Source organism: Hyphobacterium marinum, from assembly GCF_036330325.1.
GTDB classification, from domain to species: Bacteria; Pseudomonadota; Alphaproteobacteria; order Caulobacterales; family Maricaulaceae; genus Hyphobacterium; species Hyphobacterium marinum.
Genome location: NZ_JAZDRO010000001.1, coordinates 75,216 through 96,216, shown reverse-complemented (window position 1 = coordinate 96,216; position 21,001 = coordinate 75,216). Strand labels below are relative to the sequence as shown.

Annotated in this window: 21 protein-coding genes; 18 read left to right on the top strand and 3 right to left on the bottom strand. The window is 59.4% G+C overall.

Annotation, left to right across the window (positions count from 1 at the left end; genetic code table 11):
- Window positions 1-72 precede the first annotated feature (72 nt).
- The 13 genes from V0U35_RS00405 to V0U35_RS00345 all read left to right on the top strand — a co-directional run bounded on the left by V0U35_RS00405 (window position 73) and on the right by V0U35_RS00345 (window position 12,281).
- A complete protein-coding gene (locus V0U35_RS00405; protein WP_373696337.1) occupies window positions 73-2,373 on the top strand; it encodes a copper-transporting P-type ATPase in 2,301 nt (766 codons plus the stop codon).
- Complete coding sequence (locus V0U35_RS00400; RefSeq protein ID WP_330194666.1) at window positions 2,370-3,044, top strand: class I SAM-dependent methyltransferase; 675 nt, start codon at window positions 2,370-2,372, stop codon at window positions 3,042-3,044. The genes V0U35_RS00405 and V0U35_RS00400 overlap by 4 nt, the downstream gene beginning before the upstream one ends.
- A gap of 11 nt (window positions 3,045-3,055) precedes the next feature.
- A complete protein-coding gene (locus V0U35_RS00395; RefSeq protein WP_373696352.1) occupies window positions 3,056-4,384 on the top strand; it encodes an APC family permease in 1,329 nt (442 codons plus the stop codon).
- Window positions 4,385-4,509: 125 nt separating this feature from the next.
- Window positions 4,510-5,349 (top strand): DUF2231 domain-containing protein, encoded by an 840-nt coding sequence (locus tag V0U35_RS00390; RefSeq protein WP_330194664.1) that lies wholly within the window; start codon window positions 4,510-4,512, stop codon window positions 5,347-5,349.
- Window positions 5,350-5,352: 3 nt separating this feature from the next.
- Window positions 5,353-6,471: an acyltransferase family protein gene (locus V0U35_RS00385; RefSeq protein WP_330194663.1), complete on the top strand. Its 1,119-nt coding sequence runs from the start codon at window positions 5,353-5,355 to the stop codon at window positions 6,469-6,471.
- A gap of 1 nt (window position 6,472) precedes the next feature.
- Window positions 6,473-6,916, top strand: a complete 444-nt coding sequence (locus tag V0U35_RS00380) for a nuclear transport factor 2 family protein (protein WP_330194662.1) — start codon at window positions 6,473-6,475, stop codon at window positions 6,914-6,916.
- A 13-nt stretch (window positions 6,917-6,929) separates the two neighbouring features.
- Window positions 6,930-7,250: a hypothetical protein gene (locus V0U35_RS00375; protein ID WP_330194661.1), complete on the top strand. Its 321-nt coding sequence runs from the start codon at window positions 6,930-6,932 to the stop codon at window positions 7,248-7,250.
- On the top strand, window positions 7,250-7,681 hold the full coding sequence (locus V0U35_RS00370) for a Spy/CpxP family protein refolding chaperone (RefSeq protein ID WP_330194660.1): 432 nt from the start codon (window positions 7,250-7,252) through the stop codon (window positions 7,679-7,681). The genes V0U35_RS00375 and V0U35_RS00370 overlap by 1 nt, the downstream gene beginning before the upstream one ends.
- Window positions 7,644-8,255 (top strand): RNA polymerase sigma factor, encoded by a 612-nt coding sequence (locus tag V0U35_RS00365; protein ID WP_330194659.1) that lies wholly within the window; start codon window positions 7,644-7,646, stop codon window positions 8,253-8,255. Before V0U35_RS00370 ends, V0U35_RS00365 begins: the two co-directional genes overlap by 38 nt.
- A gap of 113 nt (window positions 8,256-8,368) precedes the next feature.
- On the top strand, window positions 8,369-10,267 hold the full coding sequence (locus tag V0U35_RS00360; protein ID WP_109261381.1) for a copper resistance system multicopper oxidase: 1,899 nt from the start codon (window positions 8,369-8,371) through the stop codon (window positions 10,265-10,267).
- Window positions 10,267-11,040, top strand: coding sequence for a copper resistance protein B (locus V0U35_RS00355; RefSeq protein ID WP_330194658.1), 774 nt, complete (start codon window positions 10,267-10,269; stop codon window positions 11,038-11,040). Before V0U35_RS00360 ends, V0U35_RS00355 begins: the two co-directional genes overlap by 1 nt.
- 30 nt (window positions 11,041-11,070) lie before the next feature.
- Entirely contained in the window at window positions 11,071-11,469 is a 399-nt protein-coding gene (locus V0U35_RS00350; RefSeq protein ID WP_199288388.1) for a hypothetical protein, read from the top strand.
- Window positions 11,470-11,546: 77 nt separating this feature from the next.
- A complete protein-coding gene (locus V0U35_RS00345; RefSeq protein WP_330194655.1) occupies window positions 11,547-12,281 on the top strand; it encodes a PepSY domain-containing protein in 735 nt (244 codons plus the stop codon).
- Window positions 12,282-12,317: 36 nt separating this feature from the next.
- Here the strand turns inward: V0U35_RS00345 and V0U35_RS00340 are convergent, their stop codons facing one another.
- On the bottom strand, window positions 12,318-12,719 hold the full coding sequence (locus V0U35_RS00340; protein ID WP_330194653.1) for a MerR family transcriptional regulator: 402 nt from the start codon (window positions 12,717-12,719) through the stop codon (window positions 12,318-12,320).
- Between the two features lie 67 nt (window positions 12,720-12,786).
- Here V0U35_RS00340 and V0U35_RS00335 point away from each other — a divergent pair, with 67 nt between their 5' ends.
- On the top strand, window positions 12,787-13,152 hold the full coding sequence (locus V0U35_RS00335; protein ID WP_109261377.1) for a hypothetical protein: 366 nt from the start codon (window positions 12,787-12,789) through the stop codon (window positions 13,150-13,152).
- A 112-nt stretch (window positions 13,153-13,264) separates the two neighbouring features.
- Window positions 13,265-13,498, top strand: a complete 234-nt coding sequence (locus tag V0U35_RS00330) for a GDCCVxC domain-containing (seleno)protein (RefSeq protein WP_330194650.1) — start codon at window positions 13,265-13,267, stop codon at window positions 13,496-13,498.
- 55 nt (window positions 13,499-13,553) lie between these two features.
- On the opposite strand, the gene V0U35_RS00325 is transcribed toward V0U35_RS00330, so the two are convergent.
- The gene (locus V0U35_RS00325; protein WP_330194648.1) at window positions 13,554-13,820 is read right to left on the bottom strand and encodes a hypothetical protein; all 267 of its coding nucleotides are present in this window, start codon (window positions 13,818-13,820) and stop codon (window positions 13,554-13,556) included.
- 95 nt (window positions 13,821-13,915) lie between these two features.
- Between V0U35_RS00325 and V0U35_RS00320 the strand changes: the two genes are divergently transcribed.
- Window positions 13,916-15,007, top strand: coding sequence for an acyltransferase family protein (locus V0U35_RS00320; RefSeq protein WP_330194646.1), 1,092 nt, complete (start codon window positions 13,916-13,918; stop codon window positions 15,005-15,007).
- Window positions 15,008-15,309: 302 nt separating this feature from the next.
- Here the strand turns inward: V0U35_RS00320 and hemN are convergent, their stop codons facing one another.
- On the bottom strand, window positions 15,310-16,653 hold the full coding sequence (hemN, locus tag V0U35_RS00315) for an oxygen-independent coproporphyrinogen III oxidase (RefSeq protein ID WP_330194645.1): 1,344 nt from the start codon (window positions 16,651-16,653) through the stop codon (window positions 15,310-15,312).
- Between the two features lie 105 nt (window positions 16,654-16,758).
- Here hemN and V0U35_RS00310 point away from each other — a divergent pair, with 105 nt between their 5' ends.
- Together V0U35_RS00310 and V0U35_RS00305 are read left to right on the top strand one after the other, a co-directional pair.
- Entirely contained in the window at window positions 16,759-18,501 is a 1,743-nt protein-coding gene (locus tag V0U35_RS00310; protein ID WP_330194644.1) for a pyridoxal phosphate-dependent decarboxylase family protein, read from the top strand.
- Window positions 18,502-18,636: 135 nt separating this feature from the next.
- A complete protein-coding gene (locus V0U35_RS00305; RefSeq protein ID WP_330194643.1) occupies window positions 18,637-21,000 on the top strand; it encodes an adenosylcobalamin-dependent ribonucleoside-diphosphate reductase in 2,364 nt (787 codons plus the stop codon).
- Window position 21,001: the final 1 nt, after the last annotated feature.

Sequence of the window (21,001 nt, the reverse complement as noted above, 5' to 3'; positions counted from 1 at the left end):
TCCAGCGACTGGAAGGTGCAGGGTCCCGATACCAAAGCCGAAACCGTCAGATTCTCGGCACCAAATCGAGGAATGCAGGTCATGACACACGAACACAAACACAAACACGAATGCTGCGGCGGTAAAGGCCAGTCCCATGACTTGGGCCAAAATCGCCCAGACACCCACGATCATTCAAGCTGCTCGACCGACAACAAATCATCTGGGGCGGCGAAGAACGGAAAATACGATACCGTTCCGCACGGCCATCAGGGTATTGTCTATACCTGCCCGATGCATCCGGAGGTCCGTCAGACCCACCCCGGCTCTTGTCCACTGTGTGGTATGGGGCTGGAGCTAGAATCGGCCACCATGGTTGAAGACGGGCCCAATCCGGAACTGGTCGATTTCACGCGACGTTTCTGGATCGGTACGATGCTGACCTTGCCGCTCCTGGTTCTGACCATGGGGCCGCTGATTGGATTTCCCGGGGTTCGCGAGGTTTTCGGAGAGCAGGCCACACTCTGGATCGAGCTGGTTCTGGGAACTCCTGTTGTCCTCTGGTGTGGTTGGCCGTTCCTTGAACGCGGCTGGAACTCGTTCCGGACGATGAATCTCAACATGTTTTCGCTCATCGCAATGGGCGTATCAGCGGCATGGATATTCAGCGTTGTTGCTGTGTTGACGCCGGGCATATTTCCGGACGGCTTCCGCAGCGCGGACGGCCATGTCGGGGTCTATTTTGAAGCCGCAGCAGTGATTGTTGTGCTGGTTTTGCTGGGTCAGGTGATGGAGTTGCGCGCCCGCGAGGGCACCGGCAAAGCCATTCGGGCTTTGATGGATCTATCTGCCAAGACGGCGCGTGTTATCCGTTCAGATGGTTCGGAAGAAGAAATCCCGCTTGAAGACGTCCAACTCGGCGATCATTTGCGGGTCCGGCCTGGTGACAAAGTGCCCGTGGACGGAAGGGTCGTTGAAGGGCGCTCGTCGGTCGACGAGAGCATGATTTCCGGCGAGCCGTTGCCGGTTGAGAAAACGACCGGCGATGCTGTGACTGGGGCGACGATCAACGGCACTGGCAGTCTTGTTGTTGAAGCGACACGTATTGGTGCTGACACAATGCTTTCGCAGATCGTGGAAATGGTGGCCAATGCTCAACGGTCCCGCGCTCCCATCCAGAAATATGCCGATCAGGTGGCCGGATTATTTGTGCCTGCGGTCATCGGTGTTGCGCTTATTGCCTTTGTTTCGTGGGCGATCTGGGGCCCGACGCCTGCGCTCTCCTATGCGCTGATTTCGGCAGTGGCGGTTCTGATCATTGCATGCCCCTGTGCGCTGGGACTGGCGACGCCGATGTCGATCATGACGGCGACGGGGCGCGGAGCCCAGGCCGGCGTATTGATCAAGAACGCCGAAGCGCTCGAACGGTTCGAGAAAATCGATACGCTGATCGTCGACAAGACCGGAACGCTGACCGAAGGCAAACCAAGACTTGTCGCGGTCCTTCCCGAAGACGGGCACGACGAAGCAGACGTCCTGCGCCTTGCGGCATCCCTGGAACGCGGATCGGAGCATCCGCTGGCCGAAGCCATCGTTAGCGGTGCCGACGAGCGCGGCATTGAATTGTCGAAAGCCGAGGACTTCGACGCGATCACCGGCAAGGGCGTAAAAGGCATTGTTGATGGTCGTGAAGTCGCGCTGGGAAATGCCCGTCTGATGGCCGACATGGGGCTGGAAAGCCAATGCCTTGCTGATACGGCCAATGCCCGCCGCGATGATGGTGAGACGGTCATGTTCGTCGTCGTGGATGGGTTGATCGCTGGCCTTGTCAGTGTCGCTGATCCGATCAAGGAGTCGACACCGGCAGCCCTCGAGGCCCTTCATGCACTGGGCTTCCGGATCATCATGGCGACGGGCGATAATGAACGCACCGCGAAATCTATTGGTGCCCGGCTCGGCATTGATGAAATCCGCGCCGATGTTCTTCCCGCAGACAAGGCGGAGATCATTCGTGATCTTCAGGCCAAAGGGCACAAGGTAGCCATGGCCGGAGACGGTGTGAATGATGCGCCCGCTTTGGCCCAGGCCGATGTTGGAATCGCGATGGGCACTGGCGCGGACGTAGCCATTGAAAGCGCCGGAATCACGCTTGTCAGAGGAAATCTCGACGGCATTGTCCGCGCAAGACGGCTGGCCCGAGCAACAATGGGCAATATCCGCCAGAACCTGTTTTTTGCACTGATCTACAACACGGCAGGTGTGCCCGTTGCGGCGGGCCTGCTGTTCCCATTCTTCGGCATTTTGATCAGCCCGATGTTTGCGGCCTTCGCCATGAGCGCCTCTTCGATTTCAGTCGTTCTGAACTCGCTACGGCTGCGTGGGGCGCGTCTGTGACAGACAGCAAAAGCACATACACGCCGCCATTGAGATATAATTGGCTGACGCCAATTTATGATACGGTGATCCGGGCTTTGACGCGGGAGACGGCGTGGCGTTCGGCGTTGATCCAACAGATCGACCCGTCGCCAGATGACAGGATCCTCGATGTAGGATGCGGAACCGGGACGCTTGCCGTCGAATTAAACAAGCTCGTGCCAGAGGCGGAGATCATTGGGATTGATCCCGACACCGCGGCGCTGGGACGTGCTCTCGCGAAGGTCGACCCAAGAACTCAATCCTTGCGCTTTTTGGAAGGGTTTTTATCTGAATTGTCTCTGCCTTTGAACTGGAAGCCGAACAAGATTGTTTCCAGCCTGGTGTTTCATCAGACGCCAGAGACCATGAAACGCGAATTGCTTTTTACGATGCGCGACCTGCTCGCTGAGAATGGTGAAATCCATATCGCCGACTATGGATTTCAAAAGGGCCCTGTCATGCGAGCTCTGTTTCGCATGACGGTCCAAATGCTCGACGGTGTCGCGGACACCCAACCTAATGCTGACGGCATTTTACCCGAACTTATGCGTGAGGTCGGGTTGACGGTCGACGCGGGACGAACATTGCCAACCCCCACCGGTTCGATTTCGCTCTACCGCACCACGCCGCGCGGCATGCAACAGCCATAAAGGGCTAAATGATGCAGGCACAATACAAAGCAGGCAGCCTGACTCTTGCCGGAGCCGTCGCGATGGGTACCGGTGTCATGATCGGGGCCGGAATATTCGCATTGACAGGTCAGGTTGCGGAGCTGTCTGGCCCGCTATTCCCGCTGGCTTTTCTGCTGGCCGCCGTAATCAGCGGTTTCAGCGCCTACACCTACATCAGGGTCTCCAACAAATACCCCTCAGCCGGTGGGATCGCCATGATCCTCAAGAAGGCTTATGGACCGGCCACCATTACGGGCGGCGCGGCATTGCTTATGGCTTTCTCGATGATCATCAATGAAAGCCTCGTGGCGCGGACCTTTGCCACTTATGTGCTGCGATTATTCGATCTCGAAAACACAGAGATTCTCGTTCCGGTCTTGGCGCTGGGCCTGATCGTATTTGCGTTTCTGGTCAATATTGCCGGAAACCAGATCATCGGTGGTCTGTCGAAGGTCGCCGCTATTGCAAAAATTGGCGGTATTCTGGTGTTTGCGACTCTGGTGTTGTGGGCAGCCGGATTCAGTTTTCAACCTGCGGCATCCGGCATTGCCGGGGAAACGTCTGCGACTGGATTCCTGGCAGGCGTTGCGCTGGCTATCCTTGCTTTCAAGGGCTTCACAACGATCACCAACAGCGGTGGTGAAGTGAAAAACCCGAACCGGAATGTTGGCCGTGCAATCATGATCTCCCTGGCGATCTGCCTTGTCGTCTACATGCTGGTTGCATTCGCTGTGGGATCAACACTCTCGATCAGTGAAATCGTTCAAGCGCGCGACTATTCGCTGGCCGAAGCCGCCCGTCCGGCCTTTGGCGAAGCGGGTGTCTGGTTCACGGTCTTTATCGCTATCATTGCGACGGCATCTGGGGTGATTGCGAGCATTTTCGCGGTGTCGCGCATGATCGCGATGCTGACAGACATGAAGCTTGTCCCGCACAAGCATTTTGGCATGCCTGGTAACATTCAAACGCACACGCTTGTCTACACCGTTGTCGCGGCGGGCACCTTGGCCGCCTTCTTTGATCTCGGGCGGATCGCTTCAATGGGGGCGATTTTCTATCTCGTCATGGATGTGATCATTCACTGGGGTGTCTTGCGCCGCCTGCGGGAAGATGTGGGGGCCAATCCGGTCGTATTGATCTGCGCCATTCTTTTTGATCTCGCTGCGCTGGGGGCTTTCCTTGTGATGAAGGCGATGAGCGACCCGGCCATCATTGTGATCTCAGCGACGGGGATAATCGCCATCTTCGTCTTTGAAAAATTCTATCTGTCACGTCGACGAGAGAAGCGCGAAACCCATGAAACCGGGCACCAAAAATGACAGCATTACAAGTCGTAGGGTGGCGTTCCCGGATGCAGTCATTTGCTGACGAGGCTCTGCCGTCCGTTTGAGGGAATGAACCCGTCATTGCGTAGTCCTCCATTCTGGCAGTGTGGAGTGACCAATTGACCATTCGCAGATTTCTGGGCGCGCTGGCGCTGACACTGGCGATTGGGCTCATGAGTCCAAATGCCATGGCCCATCCGCCTGCCGAGCACGATGAAGCCGAGCAAACCTCAGAAGCCGCGAGCGATACGCCGTCGAACGCCGTTGAGTCGCATGACGATGCGGGCTCGCCGCCCCATGAGCATGGTGACGCAGCCCCACATGATAACAGCGATAGCACGCCGCACGGACACGATGCGTCCGCAACGGCAATGGACCATCATGGTTCGAATCCGGAGGCGCGCGCAACTGACGATCACCACGCTGTTGAAGACGCCGGTCCCGCGGCGGACCACCATGGTCCCGGTGCAGAGACGGGTGGACACGCGCATTGGGGCAACAACGGTCCACAGACCGATCTGGAACGGGCAATCGCAAAGACCGGGGCGTTACATTCTGTTGCGGTCCACTTCCCCATTGCTCTGATCCTGGCGGCCGCTCTGGCGCAGGCGATGGGGTTGATCACAGGCCGCGCCGGATATGCAGATATCGTCCGCTTCCTTGCCTGGACGGCGGCCTTCGGAGGATTGGCGGCAGGATTGCTGGGTTGGGCGCATGCCGGGCCTATCGCTTCGAACGAAGACGGCATTATGTCCGTCCATCGCTGGCTTGGTACCAGCATGGCGCTTGGTCTGTTTATTGTGGCCGGCGCAGCGGAATGGAAGCATCGCAGTGGACAGCCGGTTGCGGCTTTGGCGCTGACAGCGCTGCTCTTCGGTGCCGCCATTGGCGTAGCCGTCAACGGATTTCTGGGCGGCTCTCTGGCGCATGGCGGTCTGGCCCATCTGATGGGCGGCTAGAAAGTGTCTGTTTATCCAGTCGATCTGCCATCACTAACCCGGCTCCGCTTTTTTGCGGCGCTCTGGGTGGTTTTCTACCACTGGCGCGAACCCTGGGCGGTGGATGTCGATGCGGTCACGGCTCTTTTCGCGATGGGCCGTTTTGGCGTCGACCTGTTCTTCATCCTGTCAGGATTCGTGCTGGCGCATGTCTATCTTGCGGCGCGTGAAAAAGGGCGGTTCGACTTTCCGAAATTCATCATCGCCCGTTTTGCCCGTATCTACCCGCTACATGTTGCAACAATAGCGCTGCTGGCCCTGGCGGCGCTGGGGGCCTGGTTAATGGGCGTGCCATTCAGCCCGCAAGACTTTCCGCTGGCTGACTTGCCGGCCAATTTCCTGATGGTTCATGCATGGGGCTTTGCCCCCAACCCTGGCTGGAATGGCCCGTCATGGTCGATCAGCGCTGAATGGTTCGCCTATCTGGCTTTTCCGGCCTATCTGATGATCGCCATTGCGCTGACCGGGCGACCGATCATCTTGTTGGGGATCGCAATCGCGTCATTTCTGCTCTTTGATCAGCTTCATCAACGTCTGTTCGGCGAAAGCCTGCCGATGGCGACCGAGCGATTTGGCGTTTTAAGGATCATTCCTGAATTTCTGATCGGAATAGCCATTTACCGGCTCGGTTGCCGCTTCACGCTTGGCCGGAATAAGGCTCTCGCAGGCTTTGCGGTAAGCCTCGTCGTGTATCTGATGTCAGCCCATTGGGCATGGGATGATCGGATTATTGCCCTTCTGGGCGCTCCGTTGATCTACACATTGGCTGAATTGGACCGGCAGGCCCGCCGAGCGCCCAAGCGGGACTCCGTGCGGTATCTCGGGGAGATATCGTATTCAATCTACATGCTCCATGTTCCGTTTTTCATGATCGCCTTCAATCTGCTGCAGGACGTGTTCGGCCTGATTGGGGAATCCATCTCGACTCTTGCCCTTCTGGCAATGCTCGCGGCCATGCTGGCAGCGTCCAGCGCCACCTATGAATGGCTTGAAAAACCATCAAGGCACGTCATTCGCCGCTGGGGCGATACCTGGCTCTCAAACCATCGCGCGAAATCAGTCGCGCGCTCACAAGGAGACTGAAATGATCAAACTTATTGTATTGACCCTCGCTGGAAGCCTTCTCGCCTCGGCTCCCGCATTCTCCCACGAGGCGCATGATATCGAAGCTGCGCTCGAGGCCTATTCAGGTGCTCTTGCTGCAGAAGACGTCACAGAAGCCGAAGCCTGGGTCTTGGCCGATGGCGAAGATTTCACGATCTTTGAGGGCTCGGGCACCAATATCGGCTGGGCCGATTACCGCGACCATCATCTGGCACCAGAGTTTGCCGCTGAAGGCTTTGATATCGATGTCTATGACTGGCACGGCTACGACATAGCGATCGATGGCGATCTGGCGGTTGCGACATTCACCATCCGGATGGAATATGTATCGCATGGCGAAGCCCGTGAACGCGACGCGCATGGCACGGCAATCCTGACGCGGACTGACAATGGCTGGCGGCTGCGCCATCTCCATACATCTTGAGGAATTTTAACACATGACGATGGATCCGATTGATCGACAATTCGAAAAAATGGCCGCAGCAAGGCCGGAGATTGACGAACGCGCCTTTGCCGCTTCGGTCTGGCAAAGCATTCACCACCGTCCGCAATATTGGCGCGCATTGGTGGAGGGTCTCAGGTCCGTCAGCCCCGGTATCGCCTGGCGGGCCGCCCCGGCGGCCATGGCACTTGTCGTCGGCAGCGTGTCCGGTGCGGCACTGGCGACAAATCGCGGTGTAGACGACTTTGCCGTATTCACCAGCCATGCGCCTTACTCGATTTCGGCTCTGGCAGATTTGCCCAAGGCAGGGTCCTGATGCTTCGGGCCGGTATCGTTGCTGTATCCCTGGGCATTCTCGGCGGGCTTGCCGGGGTCTGGATGGGTATCACGCTGTTTGCATCCGATCAGGACGATGCCCCCAGCCTGCATGCCATCGTCCATCATGAATTGCACCTGTCACCAGAGCAGGACGCCTTGATTGAGGAGTTGGAAGCCGCCTTCGCCATTCGGCGAAGCGCGCTGGAAGCCCGGATGGCGGACGCACGACAGGCTATGGGTGAGGCTCTATTGGAGGATCAAGCGCTGTCTGATCAGGTCTCCACACATGCTCAAGCCATCCACACTGCGATGGGAGAGCTACAGGTTGAGACGCTGAGCCATATTTTGGCGATGCGGGCCGTTCTTACTGACGATCAACGCGCATCCTTCGATGCCCGCCTGGCCGACGCTTTTGATGCCGGGCAGTAGTGCGTCTGCATCCGATGACAACGCTGTTGATGCTGACCTCGTTGCGCAGGCCCGCAAGGGCAAAAAGCAGGCCTTCGATATGCTCATGCGGCGTCACTCGCCCATGGTGGTGCGATATCTGACGCGATTGCTTGGAAACATGGATGACGCCCAGGACGCGGCACAGGAGACCTTTGTCGCGCTGCATCGCAATCTGCATCGTTTTGATCCCAACCGCACTTTCGTGGCCTGGTTGTTTCACATTGCCCGCAACAAGGGGCGTGACGCCTTGCGAAAGCGAACGGCCATGCGCTGGCTGGGCGGTGATGATTCCATTGAGCAGTTCGCAAGTACGACTCCTGCACCCGACATAGAGGTCGCCGACCGGCAGGCTCTGGAACAGGTTGACAGCACGATCCAGAACTTGCCGGAAGGGTTGAAGACCCCGTTGCTATTGTCAGCCATTGAGGGATTGACGCATGCGGAAATCGGCACGGTCATGGGGCTGACACCAAAGGCCGTTGAAGTGCGGATTTATCGGGCAAGATCCAGATTGCGTGACTCAATTGCAGCAAATAGTGAGGGACCTGATTAGCCTCAACGTATTCGGACACAGTTTGCGCCTGCTGGTGTTCCCGGTTTCCTCCCTCCCCCTGGATCAAGCCGCGCCAGTGGCGCAAACACCAGTTCAAGATTCGGAGTCAGGCCTTGTTTTCACGCCGTCACTTTCTGCAAACATCTGCTGCGTTGGGCGGAAGCCTGGCGGCGTCATCCATGCTGCCGGCCTGGGCCCAACCGGGTCCGGCGGCCAATCTGGCGGGACTTCAGCCTCTGTCGGGCACCGAGTTTGACCTGACGATCGGACGGTCGCAGCTGGCGATTGACGGACGAACGGGCCCGGCCATCACGGTTAATGGTCAGGTGCCGGCTCCGCTGCTGCGCTGGCGCGAGGGTGATGACATCACGCTCAGGGTCCACAATACGCTGGACACAGACACGTCCATTCACTGGCACGGCATCCTGCTGCCGAACGAGATGGACGGCGTACCGGGCGTCACCTTCCCCGGCATACGCCCCGGCCAGACCTTTACCTACCGCTTCCCGGTCACTCAGGCGGGGACCTACTGGTATCATTCGCACTCCGGCCTGCAGGAGCAGATGGGTCATTATGGTCCCATCGTGATCGAGCCGCGCGGCACCGACCCGGTCGGGTATGACCGCGAGTATGTGATCGTGCTCTCGGACTACACGTTTGAAGGGCCGCACCACGTCTTTCAGCGCCTGATGGCGTCGAGCGACACCTATAATTTCCAGCAGCGCACCGTACCGGAATTCTTCCGCGATGCGTCGCAGAACGGCTTCATGACAGCGCTGCGCGACCGGTTGATGTGGGGACAGATGCGGATGAGCCCGACTGACATCTCGGATGTCACGGCGGCGACGCTCGACTTCCTGATGAACGGGCATGGTCCCGGCGACAACTGGACCGGCCTGTTCGAACCCGGTGAACGAGTGCGCCTGCGCTTCATCAACGCCTCGGCAATGACCTTCTTCAATGTCCGCATTCCCGGTCTGCCGATGACGGTGGTTCAGGCCGATGGTCTGGATGTGCAGCCGGTTGAAACCGACGAATTCCAGATTGGCGTTGCCGAAACCTATGATGTGGTCGTCCAGCCTCGCGAGGACCGCGCTTACACGCTGATGTGCGAGACCATCGACCGCAGCGGCTATGTGCGTGCCACGCTGGCCCCGCGCATGGGTATGGTGGCTCCGGTCCCGGCCCTGCGTCCGCGCCCGACGCTGACGATGCGCGACATGGGCATGGATCACGGCTCGATGGCGGGGATGGACCATGGTGCCATGCCTGCGGCGGATCCTCACGCCGCGATGGGTCACGGCCGCCAGCCAGACCCGGACCCGCACGCCGCGATGGATCACGGATCGATGTCCGGCATGGACCACAGCGCGCATGGCGCACCGGCTTCACCCGCATCTGCTGCCAACGATCATGGGGCTCACGGCGGCGGTGAAACGATGACCCGCCACGACCATCCGCAAGGACCGGGGGTGGCGAACGTCGCCATGCAGCCCGTCAGCCGGCTGCATGAACCGGGTGCCGGTCTGGAGGACGTGCCACACCGGGCTCTGGCCTATACCCAGTTGCGCAGCCTGGCTCCCAATCCCGACCAGCGCGCGCCTGCACGCGAGATCGAGGTGCATCTGACCAGCAATATGGAACGCTATATGTGGTCGTTCGACGGCACCCGTTTCAGCGAGGTCGTCGAGCCGATCGAGTTCACTGAAGGCGAGCGCCTGCGTCTGACGATGGTGAATGACACCATGATGGTTCACCCGATCCATCTGCACGGCATGTTCTTCGAGGTCGTGAACGGTGAGACGTCCCACAAGCCGCGCAAGCACACGATCAATGTGAAACCCGGCGAGAAGCTGTCGGTCGATGTGACGCCCGAGCATGTCGGCGACTGGGCCTTCCACTGCCATCTGCTCTACCACATGCATGCGGGCATGTTTCAGGTGGTTTCGGTGCGGCCCGGCGAGGCGCCGCCCGCGCTTTCCGGTCACCATATGCACCACGGAGATCACTGATGCGCGCGACCCTTCTTTTCACCGCCGCTGCCGTGATTGCTGGCTCAGGCGCCGCCCATGCGCAGGATTATGCGCACCAATTTTATCCGCCCGAGGAGATGGAGCAGTCGTTCGAAGAGCTTCGCCATGAAACCGGCGGGCAAAGGCAATTCTTCTTTCAGACCGACCGGTTCGAGTATCAGGTCCGCGACGATGAAGAGACGCTGCTGTGGGACATCAACGCCTGGTATGGCGGCCGTCTGAACCGCCTCTGGATCAAGAGCGAGGCCGAGTATTCTTTCGATCATGGCGCGTTTGAGGAAGCGCGCGTCGAAGCGCTGTGGTCGCGCGCGATCTCGCCCTATTTCGATGTGCAGGGCGGGCTTGCCCATGACTTCGAGGATGGAAACGGACGCACGCATGCCGTTGCCGCCCTTCAGGGGCTGGCGCCTTACTGGTTCGAAGTGGATGTTTCGGCCTATCTGTCCGACCGGGGCGAGCTGACCGGCAGTGCGGAAGCCGAATACGAGCTGCTCTTGACCCAGCGCCTGATTCTGCAACCGCGCGCCGAACTGGCGTGGTCGGCCGAGGATATACCGTCGCTGGAGACCGGAGCGGGGATCACCAGCCTTCAGGCCGGGCTGCGCCTGCGTTATGAGATTGTCAGGCAGTTCGCGCCCTATGTCGGCGTGGAATGGACGCGCCAGCTTGGCGAGACCGCTGACTATGCCCGCGCGGCGGGTGTCGATCCGGAATCAACCGCCATCGTGGCGGGCGTCCGGGTCTGGTTCTGACGACATTTTTCAACCCACTGGAGTACTGACATGAACAAGTTCACAATCGCATTCGGTAGCGCGACCTTTCTGATCGCTGCGGGATCGGCCTTTGCCGATCACCATGAAGAGGCGCAACCCGCCGCCAATGACAATCCGCAGCACACGGCCTGCATGGAAATGCAAGACTGGATGATGACCCGCCACGAAGCCGGCGAAGACCACGACACCATCATGAATGCCATGTCGGAAGAAGATCAGGCGCTGGCCGAATCCTGCCACGCCATGATGCACGCTGACGGTCACGGTGAAGGCCACGGGGACATGGAGCATGGAGCGGATCACGGCGACATGGACCACGGCGACGGTCACGGCGACGGTCATGGCGATGGACATGGTGATCACGCCGAGACCGATGCCGGCGCTGCGGGTCATGGCAACGAAGACTGATCGCCTCTGAGACAAACGCGATTTGATCCGCCGCGCGCTCCGGTCCGGGCGCGCGGCGGTTTTACGAGGAACTGACCATGACGGCATTGCTGCGCTGGACGATCCGGATCCACAAATGGGTCGCGTTGCTCGTCGGCATCCAGATCGTGCTCTGGGTGACGGGCGGCGTGGTGATGAGCGTCATTCCCATCGAGACCGTCCGGGGCGAACACAATATCGCAGCCCCGGCTCCGGTCCCGATCGAAGCTGCGGCGATCATTCCGATCGGGCAGGCCGCGGAGGCGGTCTTTCCCGGCCAGACGATCCGCGCCGCCACCCTGCAAATCTGGCAGGGACAGGTGGTGTGGAATGTCACCGGACCGAGCGGCAACAGTGAGCTCGTCGATGCGATTACGGGGGAGGTGATCACGCCGATCAGCCGGGAGCGGGCGATTGAAATTGCCGTCGCCGACTATGCCGGTGACCCGGAGATTGCCGAGATCGAGTATTTTGAGGATGCGACATGGGAGTCCCGCCGCCCCGGCCCGGCCTGGCGGGTCTCGTTCGATGATGGCGAAGGCACACGCATCTATGTGTCACCCGACTCGGGACTGGTGACGGCGCGGCGCAACAACGCCTGGCGCTTCTATGATTTTTTCTGGATGCTCCACATCATGGACTATGAGGAGCGGGAGAATTTCAACAATCCGTTGCTCATTTCGGCGGCCTTTCTGGCACTGTTGACCGTGCTCGCAGGCCTGCTGCTTCTGGTTCTGCGGATGCAACGTCTTGTCCGGATGGCACTCGCCCAGCGTTCGATTTCACGCGATTAGTTTGCCGGACATCAGTAGCGCCAAGACACTACACCCCTATGTTTTTGAAAGGGCGTCGATAACAGCGCAGTCAGGCGTGTTTCCGCGGTGGCATTGACGGGTGATCTTTGTCAAATTGCGTTCAAGCTTTTCGAGGTCATTGATCTTCGCCTGAATTGTCAAAATGTGCCGTTCGGCCACCTGGGCAATCTCGTTGCAAGAATAATCACCACTGTTGATTGTCTGGAGCAGGCTACGAATATCGCCGATGGAAAACCCAAGCTGCCTTAATCGCAGAACAAATCGCAAGCGGTCAGCATCGGCTTTGTTGTATAATCTGTGTCCGCTGGCGGAGCGATCAGCAGGCCCGATCAAACCAATGTTTTCATAGTATCGGATTGTTTCAATGTTGCAGCCGAGCGATTGGGCCAACTGTCCGCGTTTGAGGGCGTCTCTCATTTTTGTGATCGATCTTCCAAATTTTCCATCTTGCACCTGTACTAACTACAGGGAGTAGGACTCCTTTATGTCAAGGGACACGTCATCTTCGGCCAAAGCCATACCGCTTCTTCACGGCGGCGGTGTGTTCGGCAGTTTTCTGGCCCTGATTGGAGCATCCTGTTGTGTCGTTCCGATCCTGCTGGTAAATCTGGGTGTGGCGACCAGTCTTGTCGCAAAGCTGGCCTGGTTGACTCGGATACAACCTGTCCTGTTCGGCATATCGACAATTATCCTGATCGTAGCTGCTGTGCTGGCTCTCCGTCGTGGCAGCGCCCGATGGATGTTTTGGGCCTGGTGGAGCGTCGGTGCCCTTTTCCTGATCATGACAATGCTCCTTCCACTATATGAATTCCAGATACAACGAGCGCTGCTGGAATGGATGAGAGGATAGATGAGCCAATCATCGCCAACATTCGGGTTTGCGGAGCGCAACACCATTCCGCCACCGGGTCCGATTGGCCAGCTTAATAGGTGGGAGGTCTCAATGAGGTCGGGCAACCGCAATGAGTGACCAGCAGCGTTTGGCGATGGAAATGAATTTCAAGTCAACTCTGACATGCCCTGAATGCGAGACCATTCACCCGGATTTACTCATGCCAACAGACGCATGCCAGTATTTCTGGGACTGTCCGTCCTGCAAGATGGTCATCAAGCCGCTCGATGGCGACTGCTGCGTGTTTTGTTCCTATGGGAGCGTTGCCTGCCCACCCATCCAGTCTGGCACTTGTTGCGAGTAGTCGAGCGGTCACAGTCCCTGATTAGCCTAAACGGCAGACTCGACGGTTCATTCCGTTATTTGTGGAAGAAACCATGCAAGGGTACGAAGACGATGGCGATAAACCAGCCATAGGCAAAGGCCCCGATTGCGCCGAACAGGAAACCCGTTGGGGTCAACCACTCAAAGCCGGGCAATAAGGGGGCCCAAGCTTCGTGCATGTGGAATTGTTGTGGAGCGAGCAACCCAAAGCCGACACAAATCACAAAAGTGATCAGCAGAAATGTCGACAAGGTGAGCCCAAGCGGAATGATGCGCAGCGGCGCGCTGGTTGTATCAGACATGAGATAAGCCTCCCAATCGCTATGTTCTCAACCAAATACGAATAGCGAGCGATGAGCCCTCATTTCATGTGAAATAGGCCGCCATGAGGGATATCATGCTGAGCGGCGTATTCTTCTGTGTCAGCATATTGGGGGCTCGGGTCATAGCTACGTCGACTATCAGGAGCGCGTTCACCGGCCGCGACAACCGGTTCACGCCAATCCGCTTCGTGCTCGCCAGCATGGTCATGCTGGAACATGTTTTCGTGGTGATCCGGGGCCCGGAATTGTCGCCACTGATCGCGGCCAATGGCTGGTCCGCCGGATATCTCGCCGTGAACGGCTTTTTCATCCTGTCCGGCTTCCTGATCGCTGACAGCCTGGAGCGGCGCAGCGATGCCAAAGCCTTCGCGCTTGCCCGCTTTCTGCGGATCATTCCCGCGCTGGTCGTGCTGGCCCTTCTGGCCACGCTGGCAATCGGTCCGCTGGTGACCAGCCTGCCGCCAGCGCAATACTGGTCGAGCGCCACAACCTGGCTCTACGCGCCCAATGTGCTGGCCTTTGCCGACACATCCGGCGGTCCCGCCGGGATATTCACCAGCAATCCGGCCGAAGGCGAGTTTTCCGCCACGCTCTGGACGCTGCGGTATGAAGTTCTGGCCTATGCTGCGGCCGCCTTGCTCTTCTTCACCCGGTTTGTCTGGGGACGCTGGCCGATCCTTGGCCTGTTCATCGCCGGGACCGCCGTTTATCTGGCTATCCGCCTACTCTGGCCAGACGCTCCGGCCATGATCACCCATGGCGGACGGTTCGGCTCGGTCTTCCTGCTCGGTATGGTCATCCATCAGTTCCGCGACCGGCTGCCGATCACAATTCTGCCTGTGATCCTCCTGCTGCCTATCGCGATATTGATGGGCGATCATGCCCTGTCGGAACTTTTCTGGAATGGTGTGTTGGCCGTATTGATATTCTGGGCCGGATTTGCTGCGCTGGAACGCCTGCCATCCGGCGCACGCATCCCGGACTGGTCCTATGGCATTTATATCTGGCACTATCCGGTCATGCAGAGCCTGTGGCATTTCGATGTGGCGCGATCTCCGCTGGAACTGGCCGCTTACGGCATTCCGCTTTCGCTGGCTGTAGCTGCTGCATCCTGGCACTTGATCGAGCGGCCAGCGTTGGGTCTGAAATTCAAACTGGGCGGCTAATGACGCCAACTTGGTGGCTAAAACCAGCGAACCTTAGATAACTGAGACCGGTTCGCTTTTGTCTGTCAGCACCGCCATAAATTCCAATCAGGATATATTGCTCCCGCTCGGTTCAACCAGAACCGGCACGCCGCTCTGGCCGAGTGGCGGCAACTTGCCGCCTGATTCACCCAATTACCGGCAAACAGAGACCAGTTCGCTTTAGTCTGACGCCACCGCCATAGCGTCGAAATATATTCAATTAATTACATGTATTTATGGCGGCAATGTATTGCCTGCCCTAGCGTCTACCCCAGCGGAAGCTAAACGCTCGGCGAGTGGCGGGCCGTACCGTTTGACGGCGCGTAGGCGTCGAAACGGGCAGCCACGACCCGGGCGAGCATCCGGTTCTCCTCCAGCAGTGTTAGCTGATTGCCTTCGCGGTGCACAATTCCGTCTTCTAGTAGATCGTCCATTGACGGCATGGGGATGGTGTCCGGAATACGCGCGCTCAACGCGCTAATATCCACGCGAAGATCACACATCAGCCGTTCAATGATTTCGCCCCGCAGTCGATCTTCAGGACCAAGGGCGATACCGCGGACTGTCGCCAGCTGCTCGGACATGATGGCGCGGCTCCATTGCACGACATCAGGCGTGTTCTGGGCGTAGCCCGACGGTGTGCGGGTTATGGCAGAGGCCCCCAAGCCAAGGAGATACTCCGCCCGGTCGGTCGTATAGCCCTGGAAATTCCTGTGCAGGGTTCCGGTTGCAGCCATTTTTGCCATGTCGTCGTCCGGGCCCGCATAGTGGTCGATGCCAACCGGTACGTAGCCTGCCTCACGCGCAGCTCGGTTCATCGCCAGCGCCTGTTCAATCCGGGCTTCTGTGTCCGGTAAATCCTCGTCCCGGATCAGTCTCTGGTGCCGTTTGAGGTGCGGGACGTGCGCATAGCCGAAAATCGACAGGCGGTCCGGTTCGAAGGCCAGCGCCTGCCGGACCGTGTCCAGGCAGGATTGGATCGTTTGACCGGGAAGGCCGTAGAGGAGATCGAAGCTGACATGATCGATACCGGCGTCACGCAAGTCGCGGACACAATTGGCCACCGATTGCGCGGGCTGGATGCGATTGATCTTCTTCTGAACGGCGGGATCGAGGGTCTGAACCCCCAAGCTGGCACGGTTGACGCCAGCCGCCGCCAGTTCCCGGGCCTTGCCGGCCGAAAAGAGGCGCGGATCGACCTCGACGGCGATTTCCGCAGTCCCGGATATCTCGAATACCGCCCGTAGGCGCGCCATGATTGCAGAAAACTGAACTCCGGACAGGATGGTCGGTGTGCCGCCGCCGAAGTGGACATGGTCGATACGCGGGCGCGCAGCTAGGCGCTCAGCATAAAGTCCGATCTCCTCCAGGAGAAGCTCGGTATAGGTCGCGACCGGTCCGTCTCGCCGGGTCGCCCGTGTCGAACAGCCGCAATACCAGCACATCTCCCGGCAATACGGGATGTGCAGGTAGAGCGACCCGCGGGCATCCGGACGAAGATCGGTCAGCCACCGGGAAACGACCCGTGCATCAACGCCCTCATGGAAATGCGGAGCCGTCGGATAACTCGTGTATCGGGGCGTGTTTTGGCGGGCGTATTTAAGGAATGCAGCTGAGGGGGACATCACTCAATCCTCGAGGGTGCGCGGATATGTCCATTGACATTTATCAATGATGGGCGGTCTGAGGAGGTGGCAAGTCGCCGCATTTCTGGACAGGGAAATTCAACCATGTCAGACAAGACAGTCAGCGCCGGGGCCTATTTCCTCGGACCGAAATCGGAAAATGCGTCCTGGCTCCGGTCCGAGTTCCAGGCCGTCCTGGATCGCTGGTTTGACTGGCGCCGCGCCCTGTTTGCCGATGACCCCTCGCCCCTTCCGGAACAGGTGCGGTTGTCCCCGGATTTCCTGGCCGAGCGTGAAATCATGGCGCAGAGGGTTCGCGAGCTGACCGAACTCATGGCCGGCGAAGTCCCGAAATACACGCCGCGCTATATCGGGCACATGGTGTCTGAATTATCGGTGCCGGCCTTGCTGGGTCATTTCGCGACGCTACTGCACAACCCCAACAATACGTCCCGGGACGTGGCCCGCGTCAGCGGGAGGGTCGAGGACGAGGCGATTGCGATGCTGGCCGGAATGGTCGGCTACGACCCGGCGGCGGCACAGGGACATTTCACCAGTGGCGGTACACTTGCCAATTTCGAGGGCGTCTGGCGCGCGCGCTACCGGATGGACCATTGCCTGTCTCTCGGATTGTGCATTGCCGAGCGGAGTGGGAAGCCACTCGATCCGGTTGCATCAGCGCATATGGATTGGTCCCGGTTTTCCGAACTCGCGGCAGCGCATGACATATCGGAGGCCAAGTTGCGGGCGGCCAGCAGTGTTTTGGGCAATCCGTTCGAGATCGCAGCCCGGATCTCTGAAGCGTCCGGGCGTGACTGGCGGGGCCCGGTCCTGCTGGTTCCCGGGAACAAGCATTTCTCCTGGCTGAAAGCCGCCAATGTCTTCGGCCTGGGCGAAGAGGCTTTCTGGCCGGTCGCGCTAGATGCGCAGGGCCGGCTGAGCCTGCCGGCATTAAATGCCGCGATTGCCCGGGCCCATTCCGATGGCCGCCCGGTTCTGGCGGTGATCAGCGTGGCCGGGACAACCGAAGCCGGGGAAATCGACCCGGTCGATGCCGTCTGCGACCGGCTCGATGAATACCGGCAATCCGGCCTGCACATCTGGCACCATGTCGACGCGGCCTGGGGCGGCTTTCTGTGCGCCATGCTGGGAGGAGACGCAGAAGACCGGCTGGAGGCGGGCGCGCGATCAGCCCTGAAAGCCATACGGCGGGCCAATTCGGTGACGCTTGACCCGCACAAGCTGGGCTATGTGCCCTATTCCTGTGGCGCTTTCCTCGTCCGTGATCGCGACAGTTATGCCAACTCCCTGTTTGCCGCGCCCTATATCGACCGAGCTGCTGCCAATGACCGCTGGATGATGACCCTGGAAGGATCGAGAAGCGGGGCCGGCGCGGCTGCGGTATGGTTGACCGGAAAAACCCTCACCTTTGGGCCCGACCGCTTCGGTCGGATCATGGCCGGGACAATTGACAGCCGGGTCTTCTTCTCCAGGGCTCTCAGGGACGGAAACCCGTTGGTGCGGCTCCTTGAACCGGCCGATTCTAACATCGTGTGCTTTTCATTGGCGCGACCCGGCGACACGTTGAGCGAAGCGAACGCAAGAACAGCCCGGGCCTTCGCGGGTTTCGTCCCCGATCCGGCCTTCTCGGTGTCGCGCACTGTTCTGGCAGCCGAAAATTACGGGGAAATGATTAATACCCACGTGGTCGGATATGACGGGGTCGTGGATGCCCCGACCCTGGTCCTGATCCGCTGTGTCTTCATGAACCCGTTCTGGGAAAACGAGGATTTCCGCGCCGCCCTGATGCCCGAATTTCTTGCACGGCTGGAGACGCACATAAATTGATAAATGTCAAGTCGCTGGGCGTGCGGCCCGGTGCCGCGCGGCAGCCTGCCGCGCTGATTACGCACGATTTCCGGCACAATATGTTGAGGAGGGGAGACTGATTTCCACAATATATCGTTCCGAAAGGTCATCGCCATGGACACGGCGCTCGCGGACTGGACTCAGTCCGATCACGGCACTCCGCCCGTCACGCAGCCGCAAGTGACACTGCAAAAAATCTCCACCGATATCTGGGATATGAAGTACCGCTTCCGGAGTCCCAGCGGTGATGCAGGCGACGGGACAATCGAGGACAGTTGGGACCGGGTTGCGCACGCCCTCTCGCGCTGCGAAGGCCGGAAGGCATCCCATTGGCAGGGCCGTTTCCGAGACCAGCTTGACGACTTTCGCTTCCTGCCTGCCGGGCGAATCCTCTCGGGTGCCGGAACAGGCCGCAACGTGACGCTGTTCAACTGCTTCGTCATGGGGACTATACCGGACAGTCTTGGCGGAATTTTCGACATGTTGAAGGAAGCCGCACTCACCATGCAGCAGGGCGGCGGTATCGGATACGATTTCTCGACCATTCGCCCCAAAGGCAGCCGGGTCGCCGGTGTGGACGCCGATGCCAGCGGGCCGCTGAGTTTCATGGATGTCTGGGACGCGATGTGCCGGACGATCATGAGCGCCGGGTCGCGCCGGGGTGCCATGATGGGGGTCATGCGGGACCACCACCCCGACATCCTGTCCTTTGTCGAAGCCAAGCGGGATCGGGACCGTTTGCGCAATTTCAACCTTTCGGTCCTGGTCAGCGACGCGCTGATCAGGGCTGTCGACGCGGATGCCGATTGGCCGCTGCACTTTGATGGCAAGGTCCACGACACGCTCCGCGCCCGCGACCTCTGGGACGCGATCATGAAGGCGACCTATGACTATGCCGAGCCCGGTGTCATCTTCATCGACCGTATCAATGCGGCCAACAACCTGTCCTGGTTGGAGGACATCGCCGCGACCAATCCCTGCGGCGAGCAGCCCCTTCCGCCCTACGGGGCCTGCTTGCTGGGCTCGGTCAATCTCAGCCGCTTTGTCACGGACCCGTTCTCGCCTTCGGCCCGGCTGGATACAGACGGATTGAAATCCTGTGTCGCGACTGCGGTCCGGATGATGGACAACGTCATTGATGTCAGCAATTTCCCGCTCGAGGCCCAGCGCAAAGAGGCGGTCAACAAGCGCCGCCTGGGCCTGGGCGTAACCGGGCTGGGCGATGCGCTGGTCATGTGCGGGCTCCGCTATGGCTCGGAGGCAGCCGTCGAGGCTGTCGAGACCTGGATGGGCACGATCGCCAATGAGGCCTATCGGACCAGTGCCCGTCTGGCGGCCGAAAAGGGCGCTTTCCCGCTTTTTGAGGCCGACCAGTATTTGCAAGCACCGATGATCCAGGCGCTCGACGCCGATGTACGGGACCTGATCGCTCAACACGGCATCCGGAACAGTCATCTGACATCGATTGCGCCGACAGGTACGATTTCCCTGCTCGCCAATAACACCAGCGGCGGTGTCGAGCCGGTGTTCGGCTACAGCTTCGTGCGTACCGTCCGCCTTCCGGACGGTGGTCAGGTTGACGAGACGGTAGAGGATTATGCTTACCGGGTTTTCCGCACGATGTTCGGCCCGGACGCGGAATTGCCCGACAGTTTTGTCGAAGCCGATGCCCTGACACCGCGCGAACATGTCGTGATGCAGGCCGCTGCGCAGAAGTGGATCGACAGTTCAATCTCGAAGACGATCAACCTGCCGCGCGATATCGCGTTCGAGACATTCAAGAACGTTTACCGCCAGGCCTATGATCTGGGGTGCAAGGGTTGCACGACCTACCGGCCCAACGACATCACGGGATCGGTCCTGTCCAAACCCGAAACGGCGGAGCAGGCGAAACAGCGCGCGACTGCCGCTGCTCCAACCGCCATCGCCACCCGGCCTGTGGAATTGCCGGGGCAAACCTACAAGGTTCGCTGGCCGCACAGCGAACACGCCATCTATGTCACCATCAACGATATCATCGAGGACATTGATGACGGGGCTGGTGCCACTGAGCGCGTGCGCAAGCCCTTCGAGGTTTTCATCAATTCCAAGAACATGGACCATTATGCCTGGACCCTGGCGCTGACCCGCATGATCTCAGCTGTCTTCCGCAGAGGCGGCGACGTCCGTTTCGTTGCCGAGGAGCTAGGAGCCGTATTCGATCCTCAGGGCGGTGCCTTTGTCGAGGGACGTTATGCGCCCAGCCTGCTGGCCGTCATTGGAGGTGTGATCGAGCGTCATCTCAATGCGCTAGATAGCGGGGCGCTTCCGCTTACCCTGTTGAGTGAACAGGCGCGGGGTCGTGCCGGAACGGCCGAAATCGAGGAAATCGCTGCGCCGCCTCCCGGCCTTCTTTGTCCGAAATGCCACCAGCCGTCGCTGATCAAGCAGGAGGGATGCATCACCTGTTCGGGCTGCGGATATTCGAAATGCGGTTAGG

Excerpts from the sequence above, each read along its gene's own strand:
- V0U35_RS00405 (WP_373696337.1), top strand. The coding sequence starts at position 73 with ATGCAGGTCATGACACACGAACACAAACACAAACACGAATGCTGCGGC.
- V0U35_RS00395 (WP_373696352.1), top strand. The coding sequence starts at position 3,056 with ATGCAGGCACAATACAAAGCAGGCAGCCTGACTCTTGCCGGAGCCGTC.
- V0U35_RS00380 (WP_330194662.1), top strand. The coding sequence starts at position 6,473 with ATGATCAAACTTATTGTATTGACCCTCGCTGGAAGCCTTCTCGCCTCG.
- V0U35_RS00375 (WP_330194661.1), top strand. The coding sequence starts at position 6,930 with ATGACGATGGATCCGATTGATCGACAATTCGAAAAAATGGCCGCAGCA.
- V0U35_RS00370 (WP_330194660.1), top strand. The coding sequence starts at position 7,250 with ATGCTTCGGGCCGGTATCGTTGCTGTATCCCTGGGCATTCTCGGCGGG.
- V0U35_RS00365 (WP_330194659.1), top strand. The coding sequence starts at position 7,644 with ATGCCCGCCTGGCCGACGCTTTTGATGCCGGGCAGTAGTGCGTCTGCA.
- V0U35_RS00355 (WP_330194658.1), top strand. The coding sequence starts at position 10,267 with ATGCGCGCGACCCTTCTTTTCACCGCCGCTGCCGTGATTGCTGGCTCA.
- V0U35_RS00350 (WP_199288388.1), top strand. The coding sequence starts at position 11,071 with ATGAACAAGTTCACAATCGCATTCGGTAGCGCGACCTTTCTGATCGCT.
- V0U35_RS00345 (WP_330194655.1), top strand. The coding sequence starts at position 11,547 with ATGACGGCATTGCTGCGCTGGACGATCCGGATCCACAAATGGGTCGCG.
- V0U35_RS00340 (WP_330194653.1), bottom strand. The coding sequence starts at position 12,719 with ATGAGAGACGCCCTCAAACGCGGACAGTTGGCCCAATCGCTCGGCTGC.
- V0U35_RS00335 (WP_109261377.1), top strand. The coding sequence starts at position 12,787 with ATGTCAAGGGACACGTCATCTTCGGCCAAAGCCATACCGCTTCTTCAC.
- V0U35_RS00330 (WP_330194650.1), top strand. The coding sequence starts at position 13,265 with ATGAGTGACCAGCAGCGTTTGGCGATGGAAATGAATTTCAAGTCAACT.
- V0U35_RS00325 (WP_330194648.1), bottom strand. The coding sequence starts at position 13,820 with ATGTCTGATACAACCAGCGCGCCGCTGCGCATCATTCCGCTTGGGCTC.
- V0U35_RS00320 (WP_330194646.1), top strand. The coding sequence starts at position 13,916 with ATGCTGAGCGGCGTATTCTTCTGTGTCAGCATATTGGGGGCTCGGGTC.
- hemN (WP_330194645.1), bottom strand. The coding sequence starts at position 16,653 with ATGTCCCCCTCAGCTGCATTCCTTAAATACGCCCGCCAAAACACGCCC.
- V0U35_RS00310 (WP_330194644.1), top strand. The coding sequence starts at position 16,759 with ATGTCAGACAAGACAGTCAGCGCCGGGGCCTATTTCCTCGGACCGAAA.
- V0U35_RS00305 (WP_330194643.1), top strand. The coding sequence starts at position 18,637 with ATGGACACGGCGCTCGCGGACTGGACTCAGTCCGATCACGGCACTCCG.